19 protein-coding genes are annotated in these 18,079 nt (G+C 64.0%); 6 read left to right on the top strand and 13 right to left on the bottom strand.

Annotated elements, in window-relative coordinates:
- From ASE88_RS19820 to ASE88_RS00130, 3 genes are all read right to left on the bottom strand, one after another.
- Window positions 1-117: VOC family protein (locus tag ASE88_RS19820; protein ID WP_414893188.1), on the bottom strand; the 117-nt coding region annotated here is incomplete at its 3' end.
- Between the two features lie 357 nt (window positions 118-474).
- The gene (locus ASE88_RS00135) at window positions 475-1,563 is read right to left on the bottom strand and encodes an NAD(P)H-dependent flavin oxidoreductase (RefSeq protein WP_056025079.1); all 1,089 of its coding nucleotides are present in this window, start codon (window positions 1,561-1,563) and stop codon (window positions 475-477) included.
- Between the two features lie 307 nt (window positions 1,564-1,870).
- Window positions 1,871-2,764, bottom strand: coding sequence for a LysR family transcriptional regulator (locus ASE88_RS00130; RefSeq protein WP_056025076.1), 894 nt, complete (start codon window positions 2,762-2,764; stop codon window positions 1,871-1,873).
- Window positions 2,765-2,840: 76 nt separating this feature from the next.
- Here ASE88_RS00130 and ASE88_RS00125 point away from each other — a divergent pair, with 76 nt between their 5' ends.
- From ASE88_RS00125 to ASE88_RS00110, 4 genes are all read left to right on the top strand, one after another.
- Entirely contained in the window at window positions 2,841-3,449 is a 609-nt protein-coding gene (locus ASE88_RS00125; protein WP_056474030.1) for a pyridoxamine 5'-phosphate oxidase family protein, read from the top strand.
- Window positions 3,446-3,856, top strand: a complete 411-nt coding sequence (locus ASE88_RS00120) for a VOC family protein (RefSeq protein WP_056474028.1) — start codon at window positions 3,446-3,448, stop codon at window positions 3,854-3,856. The genes ASE88_RS00125 and ASE88_RS00120 overlap by 4 nt, the downstream gene beginning before the upstream one ends.
- 13 nt (window positions 3,857-3,869) lie before the next feature.
- Complete coding sequence (locus tag ASE88_RS00115; RefSeq protein WP_056025067.1) at window positions 3,870-4,334, top strand: DUF1348 family protein; 465 nt, start codon at window positions 3,870-3,872, stop codon at window positions 4,332-4,334.
- A 316-nt stretch (window positions 4,335-4,650) separates the two neighbouring features.
- Complete coding sequence (locus ASE88_RS00110) at window positions 4,651-6,741, top strand: epoxide hydrolase family protein (RefSeq protein WP_056474024.1); 2,091 nt, start codon at window positions 4,651-4,653, stop codon at window positions 6,739-6,741.
- Between the two features lie 64 nt (window positions 6,742-6,805).
- Here ASE88_RS00110 and ASE88_RS00105 read toward each other — a convergent pair whose 3' ends face one another.
- From ASE88_RS00105 to ASE88_RS00070, 8 genes are all read right to left on the bottom strand, one after another.
- Window positions 6,806-7,516 carry an SDR family NAD(P)-dependent oxidoreductase gene (locus ASE88_RS00105; RefSeq protein ID WP_055876758.1) on the bottom strand — a complete coding sequence of 237 codons (711 nt, stop codon included), beginning with the start codon at window positions 7,514-7,516 and terminating at the stop codon, window positions 6,806-6,808.
- 96 nt (window positions 7,517-7,612) lie between these two features.
- Window positions 7,613-8,374: an SDR family NAD(P)-dependent oxidoreductase gene (locus ASE88_RS00100; RefSeq protein ID WP_056474036.1), complete on the bottom strand. Its 762-nt coding sequence runs from the start codon at window positions 8,372-8,374 to the stop codon at window positions 7,613-7,615.
- Entirely contained in the window at window positions 8,374-8,943 is a 570-nt protein-coding gene (locus ASE88_RS00095; protein WP_056474021.1) for a type 1 glutamine amidotransferase domain-containing protein, read from the bottom strand. Before ASE88_RS00095 ends, ASE88_RS00100 begins: the two co-directional genes overlap by 1 nt.
- A gap of 37 nt (window positions 8,944-8,980) precedes the next feature.
- The gene (locus tag ASE88_RS00090; RefSeq protein WP_056474019.1) at window positions 8,981-10,066 is read right to left on the bottom strand and encodes a catalase family protein; all 1,086 of its coding nucleotides are present in this window, start codon (window positions 10,064-10,066) and stop codon (window positions 8,981-8,983) included.
- Between the two features lie 76 nt (window positions 10,067-10,142).
- Entirely contained in the window at window positions 10,143-11,234 is a 1,092-nt protein-coding gene (locus ASE88_RS00085; protein WP_056474016.1) for a catalase family protein, read from the bottom strand.
- Window positions 11,235-11,303: 69 nt separating this feature from the next.
- On the bottom strand, window positions 11,304-11,765 hold the full coding sequence (locus ASE88_RS00080; protein ID WP_056474013.1) for a hypothetical protein: 462 nt from the start codon (window positions 11,763-11,765) through the stop codon (window positions 11,304-11,306).
- The gene (locus ASE88_RS00075) at window positions 11,762-12,370 is read right to left on the bottom strand and encodes a carboxymuconolactone decarboxylase family protein (RefSeq protein ID WP_055876770.1); all 609 of its coding nucleotides are present in this window, start codon (window positions 12,368-12,370) and stop codon (window positions 11,762-11,764) included. The genes ASE88_RS00080 and ASE88_RS00075 overlap by 4 nt, the downstream gene beginning before the upstream one ends.
- A gap of 87 nt (window positions 12,371-12,457) precedes the next feature.
- Window positions 12,458-13,579 carry an alpha/beta hydrolase gene (locus ASE88_RS00070; RefSeq protein WP_056474009.1) on the bottom strand — a complete coding sequence of 374 codons (1,122 nt, stop codon included), beginning with the start codon at window positions 13,577-13,579 and terminating at the stop codon, window positions 12,458-12,460.
- Between the two features lie 94 nt (window positions 13,580-13,673).
- Here ASE88_RS00070 and ASE88_RS00065 point away from each other — a divergent pair, with 94 nt between their 5' ends.
- A complete protein-coding gene (locus ASE88_RS00065) occupies window positions 13,674-14,453 on the top strand; it encodes a Crp/Fnr family transcriptional regulator (protein ID WP_156356841.1) in 780 nt (259 codons plus the stop codon).
- A gap of 191 nt (window positions 14,454-14,644) precedes the next feature.
- On the opposite strand, the gene ASE88_RS18575 is transcribed toward ASE88_RS00065, so the two are convergent.
- Both ASE88_RS18575 and ASE88_RS00060 read right to left on the bottom strand, forming a co-directional pair.
- Complete coding sequence (locus tag ASE88_RS18575) at window positions 14,645-15,325, bottom strand: hypothetical protein (RefSeq protein WP_156356840.1); 681 nt, start codon at window positions 15,323-15,325, stop codon at window positions 14,645-14,647.
- 580 nt (window positions 15,326-15,905) lie between these two features.
- Window positions 15,906-16,808 carry an SDR family oxidoreductase gene (locus tag ASE88_RS00060; RefSeq protein WP_056474002.1) on the bottom strand — a complete coding sequence of 301 codons (903 nt, stop codon included), beginning with the start codon at window positions 16,806-16,808 and terminating at the stop codon, window positions 15,906-15,908.
- Window positions 16,809-16,902: 94 nt separating this feature from the next.
- On the opposite strand from ASE88_RS00060, the gene ASE88_RS00055 reads away from it, so the two are divergent.
- Complete coding sequence (locus ASE88_RS00055) at window positions 16,903-17,739, top strand: helix-turn-helix transcriptional regulator (protein ID WP_056473998.1); 837 nt, start codon at window positions 16,903-16,905, stop codon at window positions 17,737-17,739.
- Window positions 17,740-18,079: the final 340 nt, after the last annotated feature.

Raw genomic sequence — 18,079 nt, 5'->3', positions numbered from 1 at the left:
CGATTGCCGCTCAAGTGTGAAACCGAGCGCTCCCGTCCAGAACCGAACGGCTTCGTCCAAAGAAGACACAGCGAAGCCTGTGTGGTCCACGGCAATTACGTTTGTGGCGTCCGTCATTACTGCCCTCTCACTGGTATGCCGCCCGTGCTTACCACGCGACCGTTCACCATCGTAAACCGCTTTCCCTAAACCCTTTCCCGCATACACTTTCCCAACATGGGCTGGTGGACACGGAGAAACGGAAAGGCTTTGAGCCTTTTAAAGCAGCGAGTTCCAGGATGCGAAAGACCTTGGGAGCAGACGAGCGTGATCATGCAGCGATCAGGCGACCAGCGGCCGCGGAGACCAACAAAAGGACGCCCGCGCCCCTTACCTTGCTTCTTAACTTCGGGCGCTGGTTCATCATGATTTGAGGCTTTCAGTACGCTGAAAGGTCTGCTTATACGGCTTCTAGTGGGGAAACGGCCAGTCCGATCAAGGAACGTCGCAACGCTCAACCGAGCCTCTAATCCGTCGCAATTCAAATTCCTCTCGCAGCACCCTGACCAAGGCTGCTGCCGGCATGGCACGAGAAAGCGGCGCACCTTGCCCCGCCCATTGCGCTCCGAAACCGTGCTCGCCTTGCGCCTTGGCAGCCGCGTGCAAGGCCTTTCCCGCATCATAGGCGATAGGATAATCAGGCGGTCGGCGTTCATCAACCGACTGACTCAGAGCCGTGAACCGGTTGGCCAGCGCACGCGCGGGTCGACCAGAAATTAGCGAAGTGAGGACGGTGTGGTAAGCGCCCTCACCGGTGAGGGCCGCCCGGTATGCATCGTCTGCGGCCGACTCCGGGCACGCGACAAAGGCAGTTCCCAGTTGCGCTGCCGATGCGCCCAGGTCGAGCGCCGCGGCGATGCCGGCGCCGTCCATTATCCCGCCAGCAGCGATGATTGGTAGGTTGTTCTTGCGCACCAGGAGCCGGGTCAGCGCGAATACGCCGAGCGCGTCGTCAGGCGCGATGGGGTCGAAGACACCCCGATGCCCGCCAGCCTCGATCCCTTGCGCGACCACCGCATCGATCCCGGCGGCCTCGATCGCGTGTGCTTCGTTGAGGCTGGTTGCGGTCGCCATGAGATAGATACCACGCGCTCGCAACGCCGAGAGCACGTCGGCGGACGGCAACCCAAAGTGGAAGCTGACCACTGGCGGCGCGAGGTCGAGCAGTACCGCCACCATGTCGGGATCATCTGCGAAGCTCTTGTAGATGGTCATGAGTGCCGTCGGGGGTTGTGCGCCGTACTCGGCGAACAGCGGGGCAAGCCAATCCAGCCATTGCGCTTCCCGCGACAGATCGGCCTTTGGGCCAGCGTGGACGAAGACGTTGACGTTGAACGCGCGGGTCGTGCTGCTGCGCACCTCCTCGATCATCGCCCGTGCGCCGGCGGCGTCGGTCGCGCCTACTCCGATCGATCCCAAGGCTCCCGCCTCGGATACCGCTGCCGCCAGCGAAGGTGTGGCGACGCCTGCCATCGGCGCCTGGATCAAGGGCACCGAGAGTTCAAACCGATCGATGAGAGACATACCTACGCCGGATCCGGTTATGAACAATTGTCCGCTTATGACTACGCCAGCGCATTAAGTGAATGGCGCCAGGTGGGCTAGGTGCGGATCGTCTGCCCTTCAACCGCTCCGACCCAGAAAGCGACATTGCCGAACCGCTCTCGCCCATCCACACATTTGCAGTTCGTTCAGGCGCCGGCGACGCCGCGATCAATGGGCGAACGCCGCCGGAACGCCGCCGGCCTGCGTTTGAGCCTTCACCGGGAGGAATGCTGAAATGGAAATCTGCCGAGCCTTCGCCGCGAAATAGCTTGTCCGGCGGTCCCGGTCAGGACCACACGCCCCGCCGCCCCTGTTCCCGCATCGCATCGATGAACACCCTGACCGCGGGCATAGCGGCTCGACCGGGATCATAGAGCAGGCTTACCGGCATGGCGGACGGAGCATGATCGGCCAAAACCTCAATGAGTCGCCCGCTCGCGATATGCGCGGCCGACTGGTAACTCAGTACATTGGCAAGGCCGACGCCTGCTTCCGCAGCAGCGAGGATCGCATCGATGCCGTTGACGGTCAGGCGGGGGACGATTTCCAACAGCCTCTCGCCGCGCGCGCCAAACGACCATCGGGTGCCGGCGCGCACACCGCTACCCATGATACACCGATGCTGGGCCAGGTCTCCATGATCGATGGGCAAGCCATGTTCGGCAAGATAGCCCGGGCTTGCCACGATGGTCTGACGGACCGAACCGATCGTCACGGTGCGCAGCGTGCTGTCCGCCAGCGTCCCGATCCGCACCGCCACATCGACACCCTCCTCGACGATGCGGACATTACGATCGAGCAGCATCATGCGCGCGTTGAGGCCGGTGTGGCTGGCCAGCAGCGCGCTGATGACCGGCAACACATGCAGCCGCCCGAATATGACCGGCGCAGTTACGTAGAGCTGCCCCCGGGGAACCGAGCGACCGCCCATGGCGATCTGCTCCGCCTCGCGAATGTCCGCGAGTATGCGCCGCGCCCGATCGAGCAGGCTTGCCCCGTCGTCCGTCAGGGACACCGCTCGCGTCGAGCGGTGGAACAGCGTCACGCCCAGATGCCGCTCCAGCGCCGCGACCGCACGGGTCACGGCAGGAGGCGACAGATTGAGGACGCGCGCCGCAGCCGCGAAGCCGCGCTGCTCTGCCACCGCGACAAAGACGGAAAGGCTCTCGAAGCGGTCCATTATTCCCCGTATCGCAATAGTCCGTATCAGTAATTGCGAATTATCACATCGCGGGCAACTCGCCATCCTCGTGGCCATGGCGCAGGCATATCTCCACACCCTTTTCGGACCACGCGCTCGCGCGCTGCAAGAAGCAGCGGGGTCGCGAGCGTCCTACGCACGCATGGAAGCCGGCGCGGAGACGGTCGACCGGATTACGGCCAAAGAACTTGCGTTCATCGCCGCCCGCGACAGCTTTTACCTGGCGAGCACGTCCGAAAATGGCTGGCCCTATGTCCAGCATCGCGGCGGGGCAACCGGCTTCGTCCGACACCTCGGGGTCAATTGTTTCGGGTTCGCCGACTTTCGCGGCAACCGACAATATCTCTCCGTCGCGCATATTGCGGCCGACGACCGGGTTGCGCTGTTCTTAATGGACTATCCGAACCGCCGGCGCCTCAAGATCATCGGCCATGCCCACGTGAGCAAAGACCCCGCCGTCATCGCAGCGCTCATGCCGTCCGGCTACGCGGCCGAGCCGGAGCGTGGCTTTCTGATCGATGTCGTCGGGTTCGACTGGAACTGCCCGCAGCATATCACGCCGCGTTTCACCGAGGCGGAAGTGCGCCGCACTTCCCAGCCGCTCATTGACGAGATTGCGGTGCTTCGAGCCCACATCGCTCAACTTGAACGGGCAGCATCATGACCAGCAAACTCACACGCGGCGTCCACCATGTCGGGCTAACCGTGCCCAACCTCGATCAGGCACGCGCCTTCTTCTGCGACACGCTCGGATTCGATGAAGTAGGCGGCGTGCCCGACTATCCTGCTATCTTCGTATCGGACGGCACAATCCTGCTGACCTTGTGGCGCGCGGCCGACCCCGTGACGGCCCGCGTCTTTGACCGGCGCGCCAATATCGGTCTCCATCATCTCTCGCTCTCGGTCGCCGACGATGCTGCACTGGCAGCGGCGTGGGCCGCCGTGACGGCGCATCCAGAAGTCGTGGTCGACGCAGCGCCGGGCGCCATCCGTCCCGGATCAACGGCGCGCCACTTCCTGATCCTCATTCCGGGCGGGATCCGTCTGGAGTTTGCCACGCCCTTTGACTGAAAGGATCCGTTCGATGCCACGACTGCCCCTCCCTCCCTTCACCCATGAGACTGCGTCGCTAAAGGTCCGCGCCGCCGAGGACGGCTGGAACAGCCGCGATCCAGCGCGGGTCGCGCTCGCCTATACCGAGGACAGCCAGTGGCGAAACCGGTCTGATTTCCTTCGGGGGCGGGATTCTATCGTCACCTTCCTAACCGCAAAGTGGCGTCGCGAGCACGAGTATCGGCTTATCAAGGGCCTGTGGGCGCATGACGGCGATCGAATTGCCGTGCGCTTCGCCTATGAGTGGCATGACGATGCCGGCGCGTGGCATCGCTCCTACGGCAATGAGAATTGGAAATTCACGCTCGATGGCCTGATGGCGCGCCGGATGGCGAGCATTAACGACGTTCCGATTTCCGAAAAGGGGCGACTGTTCCACTGGCCGCTCGGGCCACGGCCCGAGGATCATCCGGGGCTGGAGGAACTTGGGCTGTAGCTTCAAGCCGTTGTTTTCCTACCGGTCTTGGTTGATGCGCCGTCGGCCAGAGTGTGGGTGGGTTCCCGACGCTGAGAGGCCGACAGAAAACTGGAAGGCGGCGCCTGTCAGGAAGCCGCTGACGCTGAATAATGCTGTCATCGACCGCTCAGTTGCTGGGAGGACCCAATTCCAGACGTCCAAACCGCCGTGCCCGCTTCCCAAAAGCAGCCGCCCGTTCATCTCGCCTCGAAGCGCCTTTAGGCGACCTTCGCGCGTTCGACGTTAGGCTTTCAATCGGGGAAATAAGATTTACCCCCATCGGCAGGATCGACACATGGCAGAACCCTTCTTCATAGCGGTACTGGACGACCGCCTCGCCGCCATCCGCGCAAAGGTCGAGGCGTTCGACTGGAGCCTTATGCCGGACGCGGGAAGCTGGCAGTCAGGCGTCGGCCTCGCCGATCTCAAGCGGCTCGTCGACTATTGGCTGGCGGACTACGACTGGCGCGCGCAGGAGCGGCGGCTCAATATGCTGCCGCAGTTTACGGCCGACGTGCAGGGGCAGCGCCTCCACTTCATTCATGCGCGGGGCGATGGCTCACGTCCCCCGCTCCTGCTGCTGCACGGCTGGCCGGGGTCGTTCCTCGAATTCGAGGCGCTGATCGCGCCGCTCGTCGCCGACGGTCACGACGTCGTTGTTCCCTCGCTCCCCGGCTACGCGTTTTCGGGCCGCCCCGTGTCCCCGATCGGACCGAAGCAGACCGCAGAACTCATGCACGGTCTGATGGTCGAGCTGTTCGGCACGCGACGCTATCTCGTGCAGGGCGGGGACTGGGGTTCTGCGATCGGTGGCTGGATGGCGCACGCGCATCCCGATGCGATCGCCGGACTCCATCTGAACATGGTGCTGCTCCAGGCCAAGGACGCGGTGCCGAAAAAGCCCGACGAGGTCGCCTGGGCCGCGAAACGTGCCAAGCTCGCCAAGGAAGAAACCGGCTATTCGCAGGAACAGGGCACGCGCCCGCAGACGCTAGGCGTGGCGATGTCGGACAGCCCGGTCGGCGTCGCGGCGTGGATCCTGGAGAAGTTCGGCGCATGGGCCGATGTGCCACGCGACGCACGTGGCCGCCCCGACCTGTGGCAGGCGTTCGACGAGGACCTGCTCCTTACCAACATCATGCTGTATCTGGTCGAGGGATCGTTCGTAACCTCGACCTGGATGTACCGTGGCCGCATGCTGGAGGATTCGGGCACTTTCCCCGCGGGAGCGCGGATTACCGTACCGACCGGAGTCGCGGCATTCCCCGACCCGGTCTTTCCGCCGCCGCCGCGCTCGCAGGCGCAAAAGACCTATGACATCGCCCAGTGGACCGAGATGCCCGCGGGCGGCCACTTCGCCGCGCTGGAGCAACCCGATCTTCTGCTCGCCGACATGCGCCGCTTCTTTGCGTCCAAATCGGTTTCCGATGACGCCCCGAAACGCTCGATCGCACTTCGCTCGGCTGGGATCATCGCTGCGACGCTGGCAGCGGCCGCGGTTTACACTCGGGTGGCGACCAAGCAGATCGAGCAGGACGTGCCCGCCGACGGCCGTTTCATCACCGTCGCGGGTGCACGGATCCACTATGTCGATCGCGGTGCAGGACCGCCGATCGTCCTGATCCACGGGTTGGGCGCGCAGCTCCGCAACTTCTCCTACGGTGTCGCCGATGCGCTGGCCGACGAGTACCGTGTCATCCTGGTCGACCGGCCCGGCTCGGGCTATTCGGTGCCGACCGGCGAGCAGCCCGGTATCCTAGGCCAGTCGGCGATCATCGCAGGGTTCATCGACACGCTCGCGCTCGATCGTCCGCCGCTGCTCGTCGGTCATTCGCTGGGCGGTGCGGTCGCCCTCGGCGTGGCCACGCACCGCCCTAGTTCGGTCGCCGGCCTCGCGCTGCTGGCGCCGATGACGCAGCCGCCTGGATCGATGCCCGTCCCGGTGGCAAACGCGATCGAAAGTAACCCTGGCGGGCGCGCGCTCTTCGCCAATCTGCTTGGCACGCCGATCAGCCGTGCGGCGTATGGCCTGCGCTGGGGTAAGATCTTCGCTCCCGATCCGGTCCCGGCCGATTTTGGCACGCGTGGTGGCGGCGCGCTTGGCGATCGCCCGGTTGCGGTCAATGCTGCGCTAGTTGAATTGGCCAGCGCCGACGTTGACCTTGCCGCGATCGTCAGTCGCTATGCCAAGCTGACGGTCCCGGTCGCGTTGCTCTATGGTCGTGATGACCAAGTGATCGCCCCCTCGATCGATGGCGAGCAGGCAGTAGCCGCAATTCCTGGCGCGACGCTGGAGATGACCGGCGGAGGCCATATGCTCCCAGTCGCGCATCCACAGGCCAGCGCCGCGTTCGTCCGCCGATGCGCCAAACACGTCTTGCAGTAGCGCCAAGGGAGTCAGGGGGCTCGGCGCCCGCTGACCCCCTCAGAGATCGTACCTTTCTGATCTGTCAGTGACCGGCGACCTGCCCACCGTCGACGTGGAGTATTTCGCCGGTCACGAAACTGGCATCCTCGAGGTACAGTACCGCGCCGACCACGTCCGCGACCGTGCCCATCCGACCGAGCGGGTGAAACGCTCCGAGCCCGGCGCGCGTCTCGGGAGGGTGCATCGGCGTTTCGGTGATGCCGGGCGACACCGCGTTGGCGCGTACGCCGCGGGAGGCATATTCGATCGCCAGGCTGCGCGTCGCCGCAGCCAGCCCGCCCTTGGTCAGCGACGCCAGCACCGAGGGGAATTCGACATTGGCGTGCTCCGCCAACGTCGTGACGATCTGCAGGATATGGCCACTGCCCTGCTCGACCATCAGCGGCAGCGCCGCCTGCGTCATGTGGAAGAAGCCGTCGAGATTGGTCTGCGTGATCTGGCGATACTGCTCCGCCGTGTAATCGGTAAAGCGCTCGCCGATAAAAACGCCGGCATTGTTGACGAGCGTATCTACTCGCCCGAACCGGTCGCGCGCGGCCATCACGACGCGCTTTGCTGTTTCGGGATCGGCAACGTCCCCCGCAACGGTGATCCAGTCGTCCGATTGCGACGCTGCGATCGATCGTGACACGCCGACGACACGCCAGCCGCGCGCGCGATACGCCTCTGCGATCCCCTCCCCCAAGCCTTGCGAGGCACCGGTGACGATAGCAACCTTGGGCGCGTCAGACATCGACAGCGCCGATCTGCGCGGGGAGGTTAACGGGGGTTGTCATTGCCGAATGGACTCCGAAAAGGATCGACAGCGCGTTACTGCGCTCTCGCGATGTCAGGACAGCGGGGGTTGGCCGTTGGACGCGGTCAGTCCGCCGTCGACCGGCAGGTTGACGCCCGTCACGAAGCGCGCATCGTCGCTCGCCAGGAACGCGATCGCACCGGCGATGTCGACGGGCTCGGCACCCCGTCCGATCGGGATCCGCTCCTCGAACTTGGCGATCAGGTCAGGTTGTTCCTTCATTCCCGCGGTCAGCGCGGTATAGGTCAGCGACGGGTTGACCGCATTGACGCGCACGCCGTTCCTGGCCTCGTCCATCGCCAGCGCGCGTGTGAAATTGCTCACCGCACCCTTGGCCGCGCAGTAGAAGCTATGGTTCCAGTCGCCGCCGAGCCCCGACACCGATGACACGTTGATGATGCAGCCCTTCGACGTGCGCAGATGTGCGATCGCCGCGCGGCTCATGTGGACGACGCCGTACAGGTCGGTCTCGATCACCTTGGTGAATTCGGCGAAGTCGCCTTCGTCCAGCTTGCCGAGATGATCGACGCCGGCGTCATTGACGAGCACGTCGATCCGACCGAAGCGATCGATTGCCGCCTCGACCAGCGCCTCGCACGCGGCGCGGTCGGTAACGTCGGTTTCCCGCGTCTCGACGGTGCCGCCCAGTTCGGCTGCCAACCTGCCGAGCGCACTGGTGTCGATGTCGCCCAGCACCAGGATCGCGCCTTCCTCGGAGAAGCGGCGCGCGGCCCCCTCGCCGATGCCCGAGGCGGCACCGGTGATCACGACGACCTTGTCGGCAAAGCGCGCCATCATGCGTTCTCCGCCTGCGCCTCGTGCTGGCCTTCGCAGAACTCCTCGACCAGCTTTGCACAGAACGCAGGCAAGTCATCCGGGGTGCGGCTGGTGATGAGCCCCTGGTCGACGACCACCTCCTGATCGACCCAGGTCCCGCCCGCGTTGCGGATATCGGTGGCAAGCGTCGGGTACGACGTGAGCATACGACCGCGTACCTGATCGGCCTCGATCAGCGTCCACGGCGCGTGGCAGATCGCCGCGACGGGCTTACCGGCGGCGAAGAAATCGCGGACGAACGCCACGACCTTGTCCGACGACCGCAGCGTATCAGCGCCGACGCACCCGCCCGGAATTACCAGGCCATCGAAGTCGGCGGCCGACACGTCGTCGATCGCCTTGTCGATGGCGAACCTCTTGCCGGGATCGAGGTCGTTGTTGACCGTCTCCGCGTCGCCGGTTTTGAGGCTGATGACGGTCACTGCGCCGCCCGCCTGCTCGACCGCCGCCTTGGGCCGCGCGAACTCGGGTTCCTCGGTGCCGCGGGGTGCGATCAGGATCGCGATTTTCTTGCCTTGGAGCTTCATGGGTATCCTTTCGAAATCAGAATTGCTGAGTTCGGCATCAGGCCGGAATATCGGCGATGGCCGCGGTGTTCGCGGCGGCGATGCCGGTCCCGCGGTGGCGGAAATCGCTGAGCGCGCGGTACACCTGCATGCGTGCGCGCATCACACCGCCGAGCGGGCGGTGCGCTTCAAGCGCGTGCGCCGGGCGAAACGTCATGACCTCGTCGAAATAGCGGACGCGATCCGGGCCATAGGCGGCCTGCCGCGGCAGACGGATCGTCGCGATCGTGCGGTATTCGCTGACCCGCGTCGGCCAGTCGACCGACGTATCTTCGATCGGCTGCGTCTCGGCATCGACCCAGAGTTGCGCGCGCAGTTCGAAGACCGCGTCGTTGCCGTCAAGATACTCGATCGCGGCGTGACGGAAGCCATCCTCATCCTGATGCGGATCGAGCCGCCAATCGTCGAGCGCACGCTGCTCGGCGGCGACCGGAAACACGCCAAGTTTTGCGACATGATCGCCGTAGCGGATCGGGCATTGGCTGAAATAGGTCTCGACGAGCGGATGGCTGAACGGATGGCCGTAAAAGTCTAGCGTTGGGCTCGGTTCGGCACCGACCGCGTTCAGGACCTTGTTGATGTTGCGCGCGATCGATGCGGCTGCGCTTTTGACGCCTTCGGGCATCGGCACGGTCGAGCCGATCTTCTTAGCCTGCGCTAAAAACCCGGCGGCAGTGCCGGCCGGGAACGTCGTGCCGCTCGCCAGTACGAAGTCCTGGGTCGGCGCGTCGTGACCGGGCAGCTTGGCGCCGTCGACACCAAAGACCTTGATCGCCATGCCACGGTGCGTCGAGACGCGGTCGCCAAGCTTCTCGCCCGGCCCTTGCGCAAAGCGGACCGCGACGTCGAACGTCCCCGGGTTCGCGAACAGCCCCTGCGCCAGTTCCGGCGGCAGATCGTCAGCGACGACCATCGTTCCGATGACGCAGGCCGTGCTCTTGGCATGACTGGCGCGCACCGCATGGCCGTCGCGCTTTTCGACCGTCTCGCTCTCCTGCGTCATCCCCTTGATGATGCCGTCGATACTCTCCTGCTCGCCGGGCTCAGGCGTCTCGATGTCATCGCGATAGGGTAGATAGGGCATGGGAAGCTCCTGTTAGATCAGGATGTTAACACTCGAATGCCCCGCGACGTTTCGGTACGGTTCCGTGCAGACCCGGTCAGTCGAGCGCAGGCAGCGACCGCGGCTCGTGCATCGGGCAGCCGTTCAACTGGCTGCGCAAATCCTGGATGACCGGGTAGACCGCACGGCGCGCGCGCATGACCGACCCGAGCGGCCGATGTGCCTCGACGCCGTGCCAGGGGCGGAACGCGGTCTGTTCGTTGAGCACCGTGACGCGCTCCTCGGACCAGCTCTTCTGCGGCTTCACCGTGATGGTCGCGACCGGGATGTAGGGATTGCCCTGCTCGGGCCACGGCGTCGCGGCGTCCTCGATCGGGTTCTCCTCGAGGTCGCGGCAGAGTTGCGCGCGCAGCGTCCATGCACCACCCTCGTTCGCGAAGATCGCCATCAGTTCTTCGCGGATCGAGTCGGGGCTCTTGCTCTCGTCGAGCTTCTGATCGGTCAGTGCACGAAAGTTGGGCGATTCCGGCACGATGTCGAACTTGGCGATATAGTCGCCAAAGCGGAGCGGCGCCTGCGTGCCATAGCGGTCGCCGATCGGGTTGGTGTCCGGATAGCCGCCGAAGCCCTTGAGCAACGCGCTCTCGCCGCCGACGGCTTCCAACGCCTGCTCGATCGGGCGCAACACCTTCGACAGCGCCGCCTTCGCCCATTCCGCGCGGTTGGTCGTCGCGGCGAGCAGCTTGGTGTTGCGCAGGAACCCGACCGGCGTCGGGTTCGAGAAGGCGACCCCGGAGGCCATCAGAAAGTCCTGCGTCACCTCATCCTCGGCGCCCGGCAGCCGCTCGCCGTCGACACCGATCACCTTGATCGAGAAGCCGCGCGGCAGGGAGACGCTGTCGCGGATCGGATCGCCGGGGATCGCCGACATGCGGATGATGACCGGGTAGCGACGCCCGCGCTCGAAAATGCCCTGCGCCTGCTCGTCCGCAAGGTCGTCGTGGACCACCAACTCGCCTTCGAGCAAGGCATGACTCTTGGCGTGAACGCCGCGCTGCGCATGGCCGAGGTCCTCGTGCGTCTTCTCGACGATGTAGCTGAACGTCTTGTTGATACCGTCGATCGTCTCCTGCTCGTCGGGACCGATCGTCTCGACGTCGGGGCTGTAGCGGATCGGGTTCTTCAACATGGGAAATCCCTTTGGTTCAGCGCAGTAACGCGCGGTTCGCGCTTTGGGGGCGTCGGTATTCCGGAATGGTCAGGCGTTGGCCGCTGCCTTCGCGCCGGCCGCGGTCGCGACGCCGAAGACGAGGTGGACGATCGTGTGTGTACCGATCGTCGCCGCGTCCGCCTGCCATTCGGGTTTCTTGAGCCCCAGCAGAGGCCCGGTGATCCAGTGCATCGCGACGTAAAACCCTAGGCCGAACACGATACCCGACGGCACTACGCCTGCATCCTCGTCCACCGTCAGGGCATAAACTGCGCCGGCTGCCGCGGAGAGCAGGAGGTGGCTACCTTGGACGACAGCTTGTTCGGTTACATCCGGCAGGTCGCTCGACGGTACGGAGCGGACGCCGAGTTGCCGCGCACCGGCCCGTTCGAGATCGGTGAGTTCGGACGGCGTGCCGCTCTTCTTCTCGCCCGCCATCATCATAGCGGTGATGCATAGCCCGGCCACCAACCCGCCGGCGATCGCGCCGGCCATCCGCCTGCCGTTCATGCGCGCTTTCCCTCTTCCTGGGGATCGTCGGGCAGACCTTCCTCGCGACCGGGGACCGACATGTCGTAGGCGTTGAGCAGCAGCGACACGAGGCAATAGCCACCGACCAGATAGACCAGCTCGGCCGTCCGGTCCTCGCCGAACGCGCGCACGGCACGGTTATAGGTCGAGGCCGGCAGCTGCCGTCCGCCCGCCAACGTGACCGCGACGTCGTAGGCGGCCTGTTCCTCTTCGGTCAGGTCGGCGGGACGCTGGCCGGCGGCGATCGTCGCGACCTTCTCGGGGGACAGACCCGCCGCCTCGCCGACTCGCTCGTGCGCGTAAAGTTCGTAGCGCGAGTTGAAGACCGCGCCGGTCGCCAGGACCGCGACCTCGTGCGCCGCCTTGGGCAGCGTCGCGTTGTCGATCAGCGCCTTGGTATACGTCCAGGCGGCGCGACCGAACGCGGGAAAGCGTAGCATCGGCGCGAACGGCCCGACCAACGCACCATCCGCCCGATGCGAGACGAAGCCCTTGAGATGCTCGGTGATGTAAGCGTCCATCTCGTCGTGAAGCGGACGCAGATCCGCGGGCATGGCCGCGGGCGGATAAGGTGGGGTACGCATCGCTGGCTCTCCGTTGTCAGACCGCGCCGGCCGGATGCCGGTCACGCAATGATCGACGGGGCGGCACCAGCCACCCCGTCGAACTGATTAGCGGCGGGGCGCCCCTGCGAACGCTGCCTTCAGGCGCGCGACCGCCAGTTCGTTGGCGTCCTTGGCACCGCGAACGACCTTCGCCATGCCGAAGAACTCATGCGTCACGCCGGGGAAGGTCTTCTGCTCGACCTTCACGCCCGCGGTGCGCATCGCCGCGGCCAGCGTCTCGCCGTCCGAGCGCAGCGGATCGATCTGCGCATTAATGATCGTCGTCGGCGGCAGGCCGCGCAGGTTGGCGGCAACAAGGTTCAGCCGCGGATCCTGCGCATCGGCGGCGCTGGTCTGGTAATAATAGCCGAACCACTTCAGCATCGCGGCGTTCAACGGCTTGGCGTTCGCCGAGTCCTTGCGCGACGGCAGCGTCATGCTGCTGTTGGCGATCGGATAGACCGAGACGATGTACCGCGGCAGCGTCAGGCGATTGTCGCGTGCGTAGATCGCCGTCGCGACCGCCAGATTGCCACCTGCGCTCTCGCCCGCCACCGCGATCTTCGCAGGATCGCCGCCCCAGCTCGCCGCATTCTGCAACGTCCAGCGATACGCCACTGCGGCGTCGTCATGCTGCGCGGGGAACTTGAACTCGGGCGCATGGCGGTACTCGACCGACACGACGATCGCGTTAAGCGCCTTGGCCATCGCGCGTGGTGCCGAATCATACGTGTTCACGTCCGCGATGACCCAGCCGCCGCCGTGATAATAGACTACGACCGGCATCGGCTTGCCGTTCGCGGGCGCTGCCGCGGGCTTGTAGATCCGCGCGAACTGCTGGGCGTCCGAGCCATACGGCACGTCCTGCGTCGTTACCGAAGCGTCGGGCGCGGTTGACATGCCCTGCTGAGCCATCGCCGCCTTGGCGCCATCGGCGGCCGAAGGCTGCATCCGCGCTTGCGCCGGGGTCAGCGTCTCGATCGGCTTGCCGCCGAGACCGGCGAGCGCGTCGAGCACCTTCTGCATGTCGGGCGCCGCCTTGGGGGGCTGCGTCGCGCTTTCCGGCGGAGCGGCGGGTGGCGGTGCGCTAGGCGAGCGGGCCGATTGCGCGAGCACGCTGGCCGATGCCGTCAGCAGCGCCGCCGCGAAAAGGCTGCGCGCGACGGGGCGCTTCGATATGGAAACCATGTGATCCTCCTGTTTGATCGCTCATGAACAAAGCAGAATGGCCAACGTTGCTGTACGGAACCGTGCAAAGTCCGCCGGGTAGAAGGAGAATTGGGTGTCGACTATCGTTTCCATTACCGGCGCAACGCCTTGCGCAGCGGTCGATCGCGATGAAGCTCCTGTCGAAAGAATGGTCGGCAATCGGCTGCTAGCCAGCCTCTCTCCGGAGGATTTCAGCTTGCTGGCGCCGCATCTCGAGCCGGTATCGTTCGCGGTCGGGGATTTCATCACGCGAGCCGGCGATCCGATCTACAGCGTGTGCTTTCTCGAACAGGGAATTGCAGGCGTACTCGACTCGCTCGATGACGATCGTCGCTATGCGGTCGGTCTGGTCGGCGCGGAGGGCTTCATCGGCTGGCCGCTGGTGATGGGCGACGATCGCTCCCCCTACGACGTCACCATGCGCGCCGAGCGCGGCCAGGCGCTGCGCATGCCCGCTAAGGCGTTGCTGGCAGCCGTGGACCAAAGCCCTCCGTTGCGCATGACACTGCTCCGCTTCGCGCACGTGTTCATGCTGCAGATGGGCCGGACCGTCGTGTCATCGCTGGCGCATTCGATCGAGCGCCGCATGGCCCGGTGGATCCTGCTCTACCACGACCGTGTCCAGGCCGACGAGATCTGCATGACGCATGAGGAGTTCCGTCTGATGCTCGGCGTTCGCCGTAGCAGCGTTACGGACGCACTTCACCGGCTAGAAGAGGAGCATGCGATCCGGGCAGTCCGGGCCAAGGTTCTGGTCCACGATCGGACAAAGCTTATGGCCCTGGCGGGCGATACATATGGCCAACCAGAGCAGGACTATGCCCGCCTCCTACAGATGGACCGGAACCGCTAAGGCCTCACGCTAGGTGACCCAAAAGCGGACGCTCAGAGCATCGGTTCAGCTCCCCAACTCCGGCCGCTTGTTCATGTCCACGGTCAGAGTGAAGTTAAGGCGGCAAGCCCTCCCTCTGACCGCCAGGCTTTCTCAAAAGGGATGGTAAATCGGGAACGTTGTAGTTGAAACTCACTTATCCAGCTTCCTTTTTACGAAGTAGCCTGTTCCCGTGAATACTTCACACATTCGAATCGGGGCGGCATTGTAAAGGGCTTAACCATTCGTTCCGCGATACAACGGCGCCCATTTGGGCCAAACAGTTCAACAGAAACGCCTTTCCACAAGTTCGCCGCAGATTCATAGTCTTTTTCAGAAGCCTCCATTTCCTTGATAGCTCGATTCAAGCTGGTGGGCGATATCGATGTGCAACCAAGAAGCTGCCTGCGGATAAAGGGCTGGAGCTTGTGCCAGTTATCGATCTTGCTCGGCGTGGGATCGTAGCCGACAAGCACGCTTTGACCTATGCAGATTGTCTGACCGTCGGCGCTCGTGCCCTTGGCTTTAAATTGAACACTTGCGCCGTTGTCGACAAATGAGAATCCGATAGCGCCCGAACTGTCGTGCCATTCGAGCTTGGCTTCTTTCGTTAGCCAGCAACCAAAATCAAGCATCGCAACGTCGCGACAGTCCTCGACGTACCGCGCCACGGTAAATCGGCCAAATTGGTCCTCGCTCGTTTCGTAATGCGTCTCGCCATCGTGGTAGCTGGGAGGCTCATACCCACGACCGGGGACTTGGCCGTATCCCACCTGAGCCGTCAGTAATGCGCCTAGCAAGGCCGCACAGGAGGACAGTCGGCCAACTGCCAAACTCGATAGCCTCTTCGCCATTAGAATCTCCCTGTCCGCTATACTGTTTAGCCCCGGAAGGTTGATCCCATCCTAAACCTCAAGCCGTAGACAGACCAAAATATGTATCCGGGTGGCGCACTCGGGACTGGCTACCAAAGCCGGCCGTCTCTCAAAAGGAACGTCGGGACGGTCGGGCGTTCCCGGAAACAAAGGTAGGACGAGAAACCGGAGATTGATGTTGTTGCCACGACCGCTGAACGAGCCACTTTCAAGAAATCTGTTCCCGATTTAGTTTTCCCGAAATTGCCTTCCGGACATGGGAAAACGGGAACCGCCATGGCGCCTAGGATGGCGGGATTCGCGATCTTAGATATTTAGACTAAACGACCGACATTGGGCGAGCGGTCCCCTGCCCTACGGCTGCCGGCCAGACCCAATCTCGGTTATTCACAGCCAGGTTTCGGCTTCACACAAGCGGTCGTTCAGTGCCCGAACGCGGCATCCCAGAATCGGCCGTTCGTTCACGTAAACGGCCGAGGCCATGGTGTGATCCTCAGGCTATAGTCACACCGCTGCCCGCCAGCGGAATCTACTCACATCAGCGTGCAACGCCAATCTGTTATCCGATCATGGGCTCGGAATGATCCATCGCGGCGAGATCGGTGAGTAGATCGGGACCTGTAGGCTCCCATCCTAGCCGCTCCTGCGTCAAGACGCTCGACGCGGTCATGTCGAGAGCGGCGAAGGGAGCCATCCAGCCGAAGAAGCGCTCGATGTCTTCGGTTGCGATCGAACGTACCGGCAATCCGGTTCCCTCGCCGATGGCCTCTGCGATCGTGCGTGCATCGACGCCCTCCTCGACCGACGCATGGTATCGCGCGCCCGGCTCGCCGCGCTCGAGAGCCAGCAAGTATAGCTTGGCGACATCGCTGATATGCGCGGCAGCCCAGCGTGTCTTCCCGTCGCCGAGATACGCCACCGCCCCGGCACGGCGGGCCTCGGCGATCAGCGGCGTGATCAGACCGGCCTTCGTAGTATCGTGCACCTGCGGCAGGCGAATGGTGCGGACATCGATGCGGCGGGCGATCAGCGCCGCGGCGGCCAGCTCCGTCACGATGCGCGGATTGGCGTGGAGCGGGTTCAGCACATCCTCGGTCGCAGGACCTCCGTTGCGCGGCGTTCCAATACCGATGCCCGAGGTGATCAGGATCGGCTTGTTGGTTCCCGCCAGCGCATCGCCCATCGCGGCGATGTTGCGTTCATCCTTTCGAGTATTCTCGACGAAGTTGGCAAAGTCGTGATCGAATGCGCAGTGAATAACCGCGTCAGCCGCAGCGACACCACTCGCAAGGGTCTCCGGTCGTTCCAGGTCGCCCCGATGAACATCGGCGCCAGCCGCTTCGAGCTGCTGCGCGCCTGCGTCGGAGCGAGTGAGCCCGAGCACATTGTGACCGCGGTGGAGCAGTTCGGGAATGACATGGGAGCCGATAAAGCCGGTCGCACCGGTCAAGAACACGCGCATGGAAATCTCCTCGTTGACGAAGGATGTATCGCATTGCGCCCGACCCTGTTAAAGTAGTGAGCTTATCGTGGTATAAGCTGCAACAGGATACATCTTGTCTACTGAAGCACCAAATTCGCTGGGCACGTACCTGCGCGACCGCCGCACTCGCCTGGACCCGGCGACTTTCGGGCTCAGCGGCAGTCGCCGCCGGACGCCCGGTTTGCGCCGTGAAGAGGTTGCGAGCCGCGCGAATATCAGTCCCACCTGGTACACCTGGCTCGAGCAGGGCCGTGGCGGCGCGCCATCTGCGGATGTCCTCGATCGCATCGCGAAGGGGCTGATGCTGACCGAACCGGAGCGCGAGCACATCTACATGCTCGGACTGGGTCGTCTGCCAGAGGCCCGCTATCAGCCGGTCGACGGCATCACCCCTCGCCTGCAACGGGTACTCGACGGAATGGTGCTTAGCCCAGCGATCATCAAGACCGCGATGTGGGACGTTGTCGGCTGGAACCGTGCCGCTGCGGTCTTACTGACCGACTATTCCAAGCTGCCGCGCGAGGGACGCAACATCCTGCGTCTGATGTTCGGCAGCGACCATGTCCGCGCCCGCAATGCCGATTTCGACAGCATCGCCCGCTTCGTCGTCGGCGCCTTCCGCGCCGACGTGGCGCGCGCCGGCGCTAGCACCAGCGCCGAGGTGATAAAGCTCGTCATGGAGTTGTCTCGGCTCAGCCCTGAGTTCGAAGCGCTGTGGCAAGACAACGACGTGGTCGCTCACGGCGAAGGAATAAAGCGTATCCACCATCCCGACGCGGGGCTGCTGGCGATGGAGTTTTCGTCGTTCGCCGTCGAAGGAAGGCCGGAACTGGGGATGATTATCTACAACCCCGCCACGCCTGACGATGCCGAGCGGCTGCGGATGCTGCTGGATGAGCGCGGGAGCTGATCTCGGGTGAAGACGCCGGGGCAAATTGGACCCACTTGCGGTCATTCGCGGCCTCTTTCTGGCTCCCCAACTTCTGCCATCCATTCAGTATTGCAGCAGAGAAGTCGCTGAGCCTCGGCCCTGCCCGCTGCCTCGCCAGCTGTCAAAAGGATGATGAGGCGGCAAAGCTTTTACCGGCCCATTAACTGGCTGTCGGCTGCATAAGCTCTATCGTGATATGATCGGGGCCTGAAACGTAGGCCACCAACGTTCCCTTCCGTGGACCACCCGGGATCGGCAGCGGATTGCCTTTCGCCTTCCATCCTGCTGCCTCGACGCGGGCAATGGCGACGTGAATATT

Source organism: Sphingomonas sp. Leaf38, from assembly GCF_001421825.1.
Classification (GTDB): domain Bacteria; phylum Pseudomonadota; class Alphaproteobacteria; order Sphingomonadales; family Sphingomonadaceae; genus Sphingomonas.
This window is presented reverse-complemented; position numbering and strand designations above follow the sequence as displayed.

Coding starts and splice junctions, on each gene's coding strand:
- ASE88_RS00135 (WP_056025079.1), bottom strand. CDS start 1,563: ATGTCTCTCATCGATCGGTTTGAACTCTCGGTGCCCTTGATCCAGGCG.
- ASE88_RS00130 (WP_056025076.1), bottom strand. CDS start 2,764: ATGGACCGCTTCGAGAGCCTTTCCGTCTTTGTCGCGGTGGCAGAGCAG.
- ASE88_RS00125 (WP_056474030.1), top strand. CDS start 2,841: ATGGCGCAGGCATATCTCCACACCCTTTTCGGACCACGCGCTCGCGCG.
- ASE88_RS00120 (WP_056474028.1), top strand. CDS start 3,446: ATGACCAGCAAACTCACACGCGGCGTCCACCATGTCGGGCTAACCGTG.
- ASE88_RS00115 (WP_056025067.1), top strand. CDS start 3,870: ATGCCACGACTGCCCCTCCCTCCCTTCACCCATGAGACTGCGTCGCTA.
- ASE88_RS00110 (WP_056474024.1), top strand. CDS start 4,651: ATGGCAGAACCCTTCTTCATAGCGGTACTGGACGACCGCCTCGCCGCC.
- ASE88_RS00105 (WP_055876758.1), bottom strand. CDS start 7,516: ATGTCTGACGCGCCCAAGGTTGCTATCGTCACCGGTGCCTCGCAAGGC.
- ASE88_RS00100 (WP_056474036.1), bottom strand. CDS start 8,374: ATGGCGCGCTTTGCCGACAAGGTCGTCGTGATCACCGGTGCCGCCTCG.
- ASE88_RS00095 (WP_056474021.1), bottom strand. CDS start 8,943: ATGAAGCTCCAAGGCAAGAAAATCGCGATCCTGATCGCACCCCGCGGC.
- ASE88_RS00090 (WP_056474019.1), bottom strand. CDS start 10,066: ATGCCCTATCTACCCTATCGCGATGACATCGAGACGCCTGAGCCCGGC.
- ASE88_RS00085 (WP_056474016.1), bottom strand. CDS start 11,234: ATGTTGAAGAACCCGATCCGCTACAGCCCCGACGTCGAGACGATCGGT.
- ASE88_RS00080 (WP_056474013.1), bottom strand. CDS start 11,765: ATGAACGGCAGGCGGATGGCCGGCGCGATCGCCGGCGGGTTGGTGGCC.
- ASE88_RS00075 (WP_055876770.1), bottom strand. CDS start 12,370: ATGCGTACCCCACCTTATCCGCCCGCGGCCATGCCCGCGGATCTGCGT.
- ASE88_RS00070 (WP_056474009.1), bottom strand. CDS start 13,579: ATGGTTTCCATATCGAAGCGCCCCGTCGCGCGCAGCCTTTTCGCGGCG.
- ASE88_RS18575 (WP_156356840.1), bottom strand. CDS start 15,325: ATGGCGAAGAGGCTATCGAGTTTGGCAGTTGGCCGACTGTCCTCCTGT.
- ASE88_RS00060 (WP_056474002.1), bottom strand. CDS start 16,808: ATGCGCGTGTTCTTGACCGGTGCGACCGGCTTTATCGGCTCCCATGTC.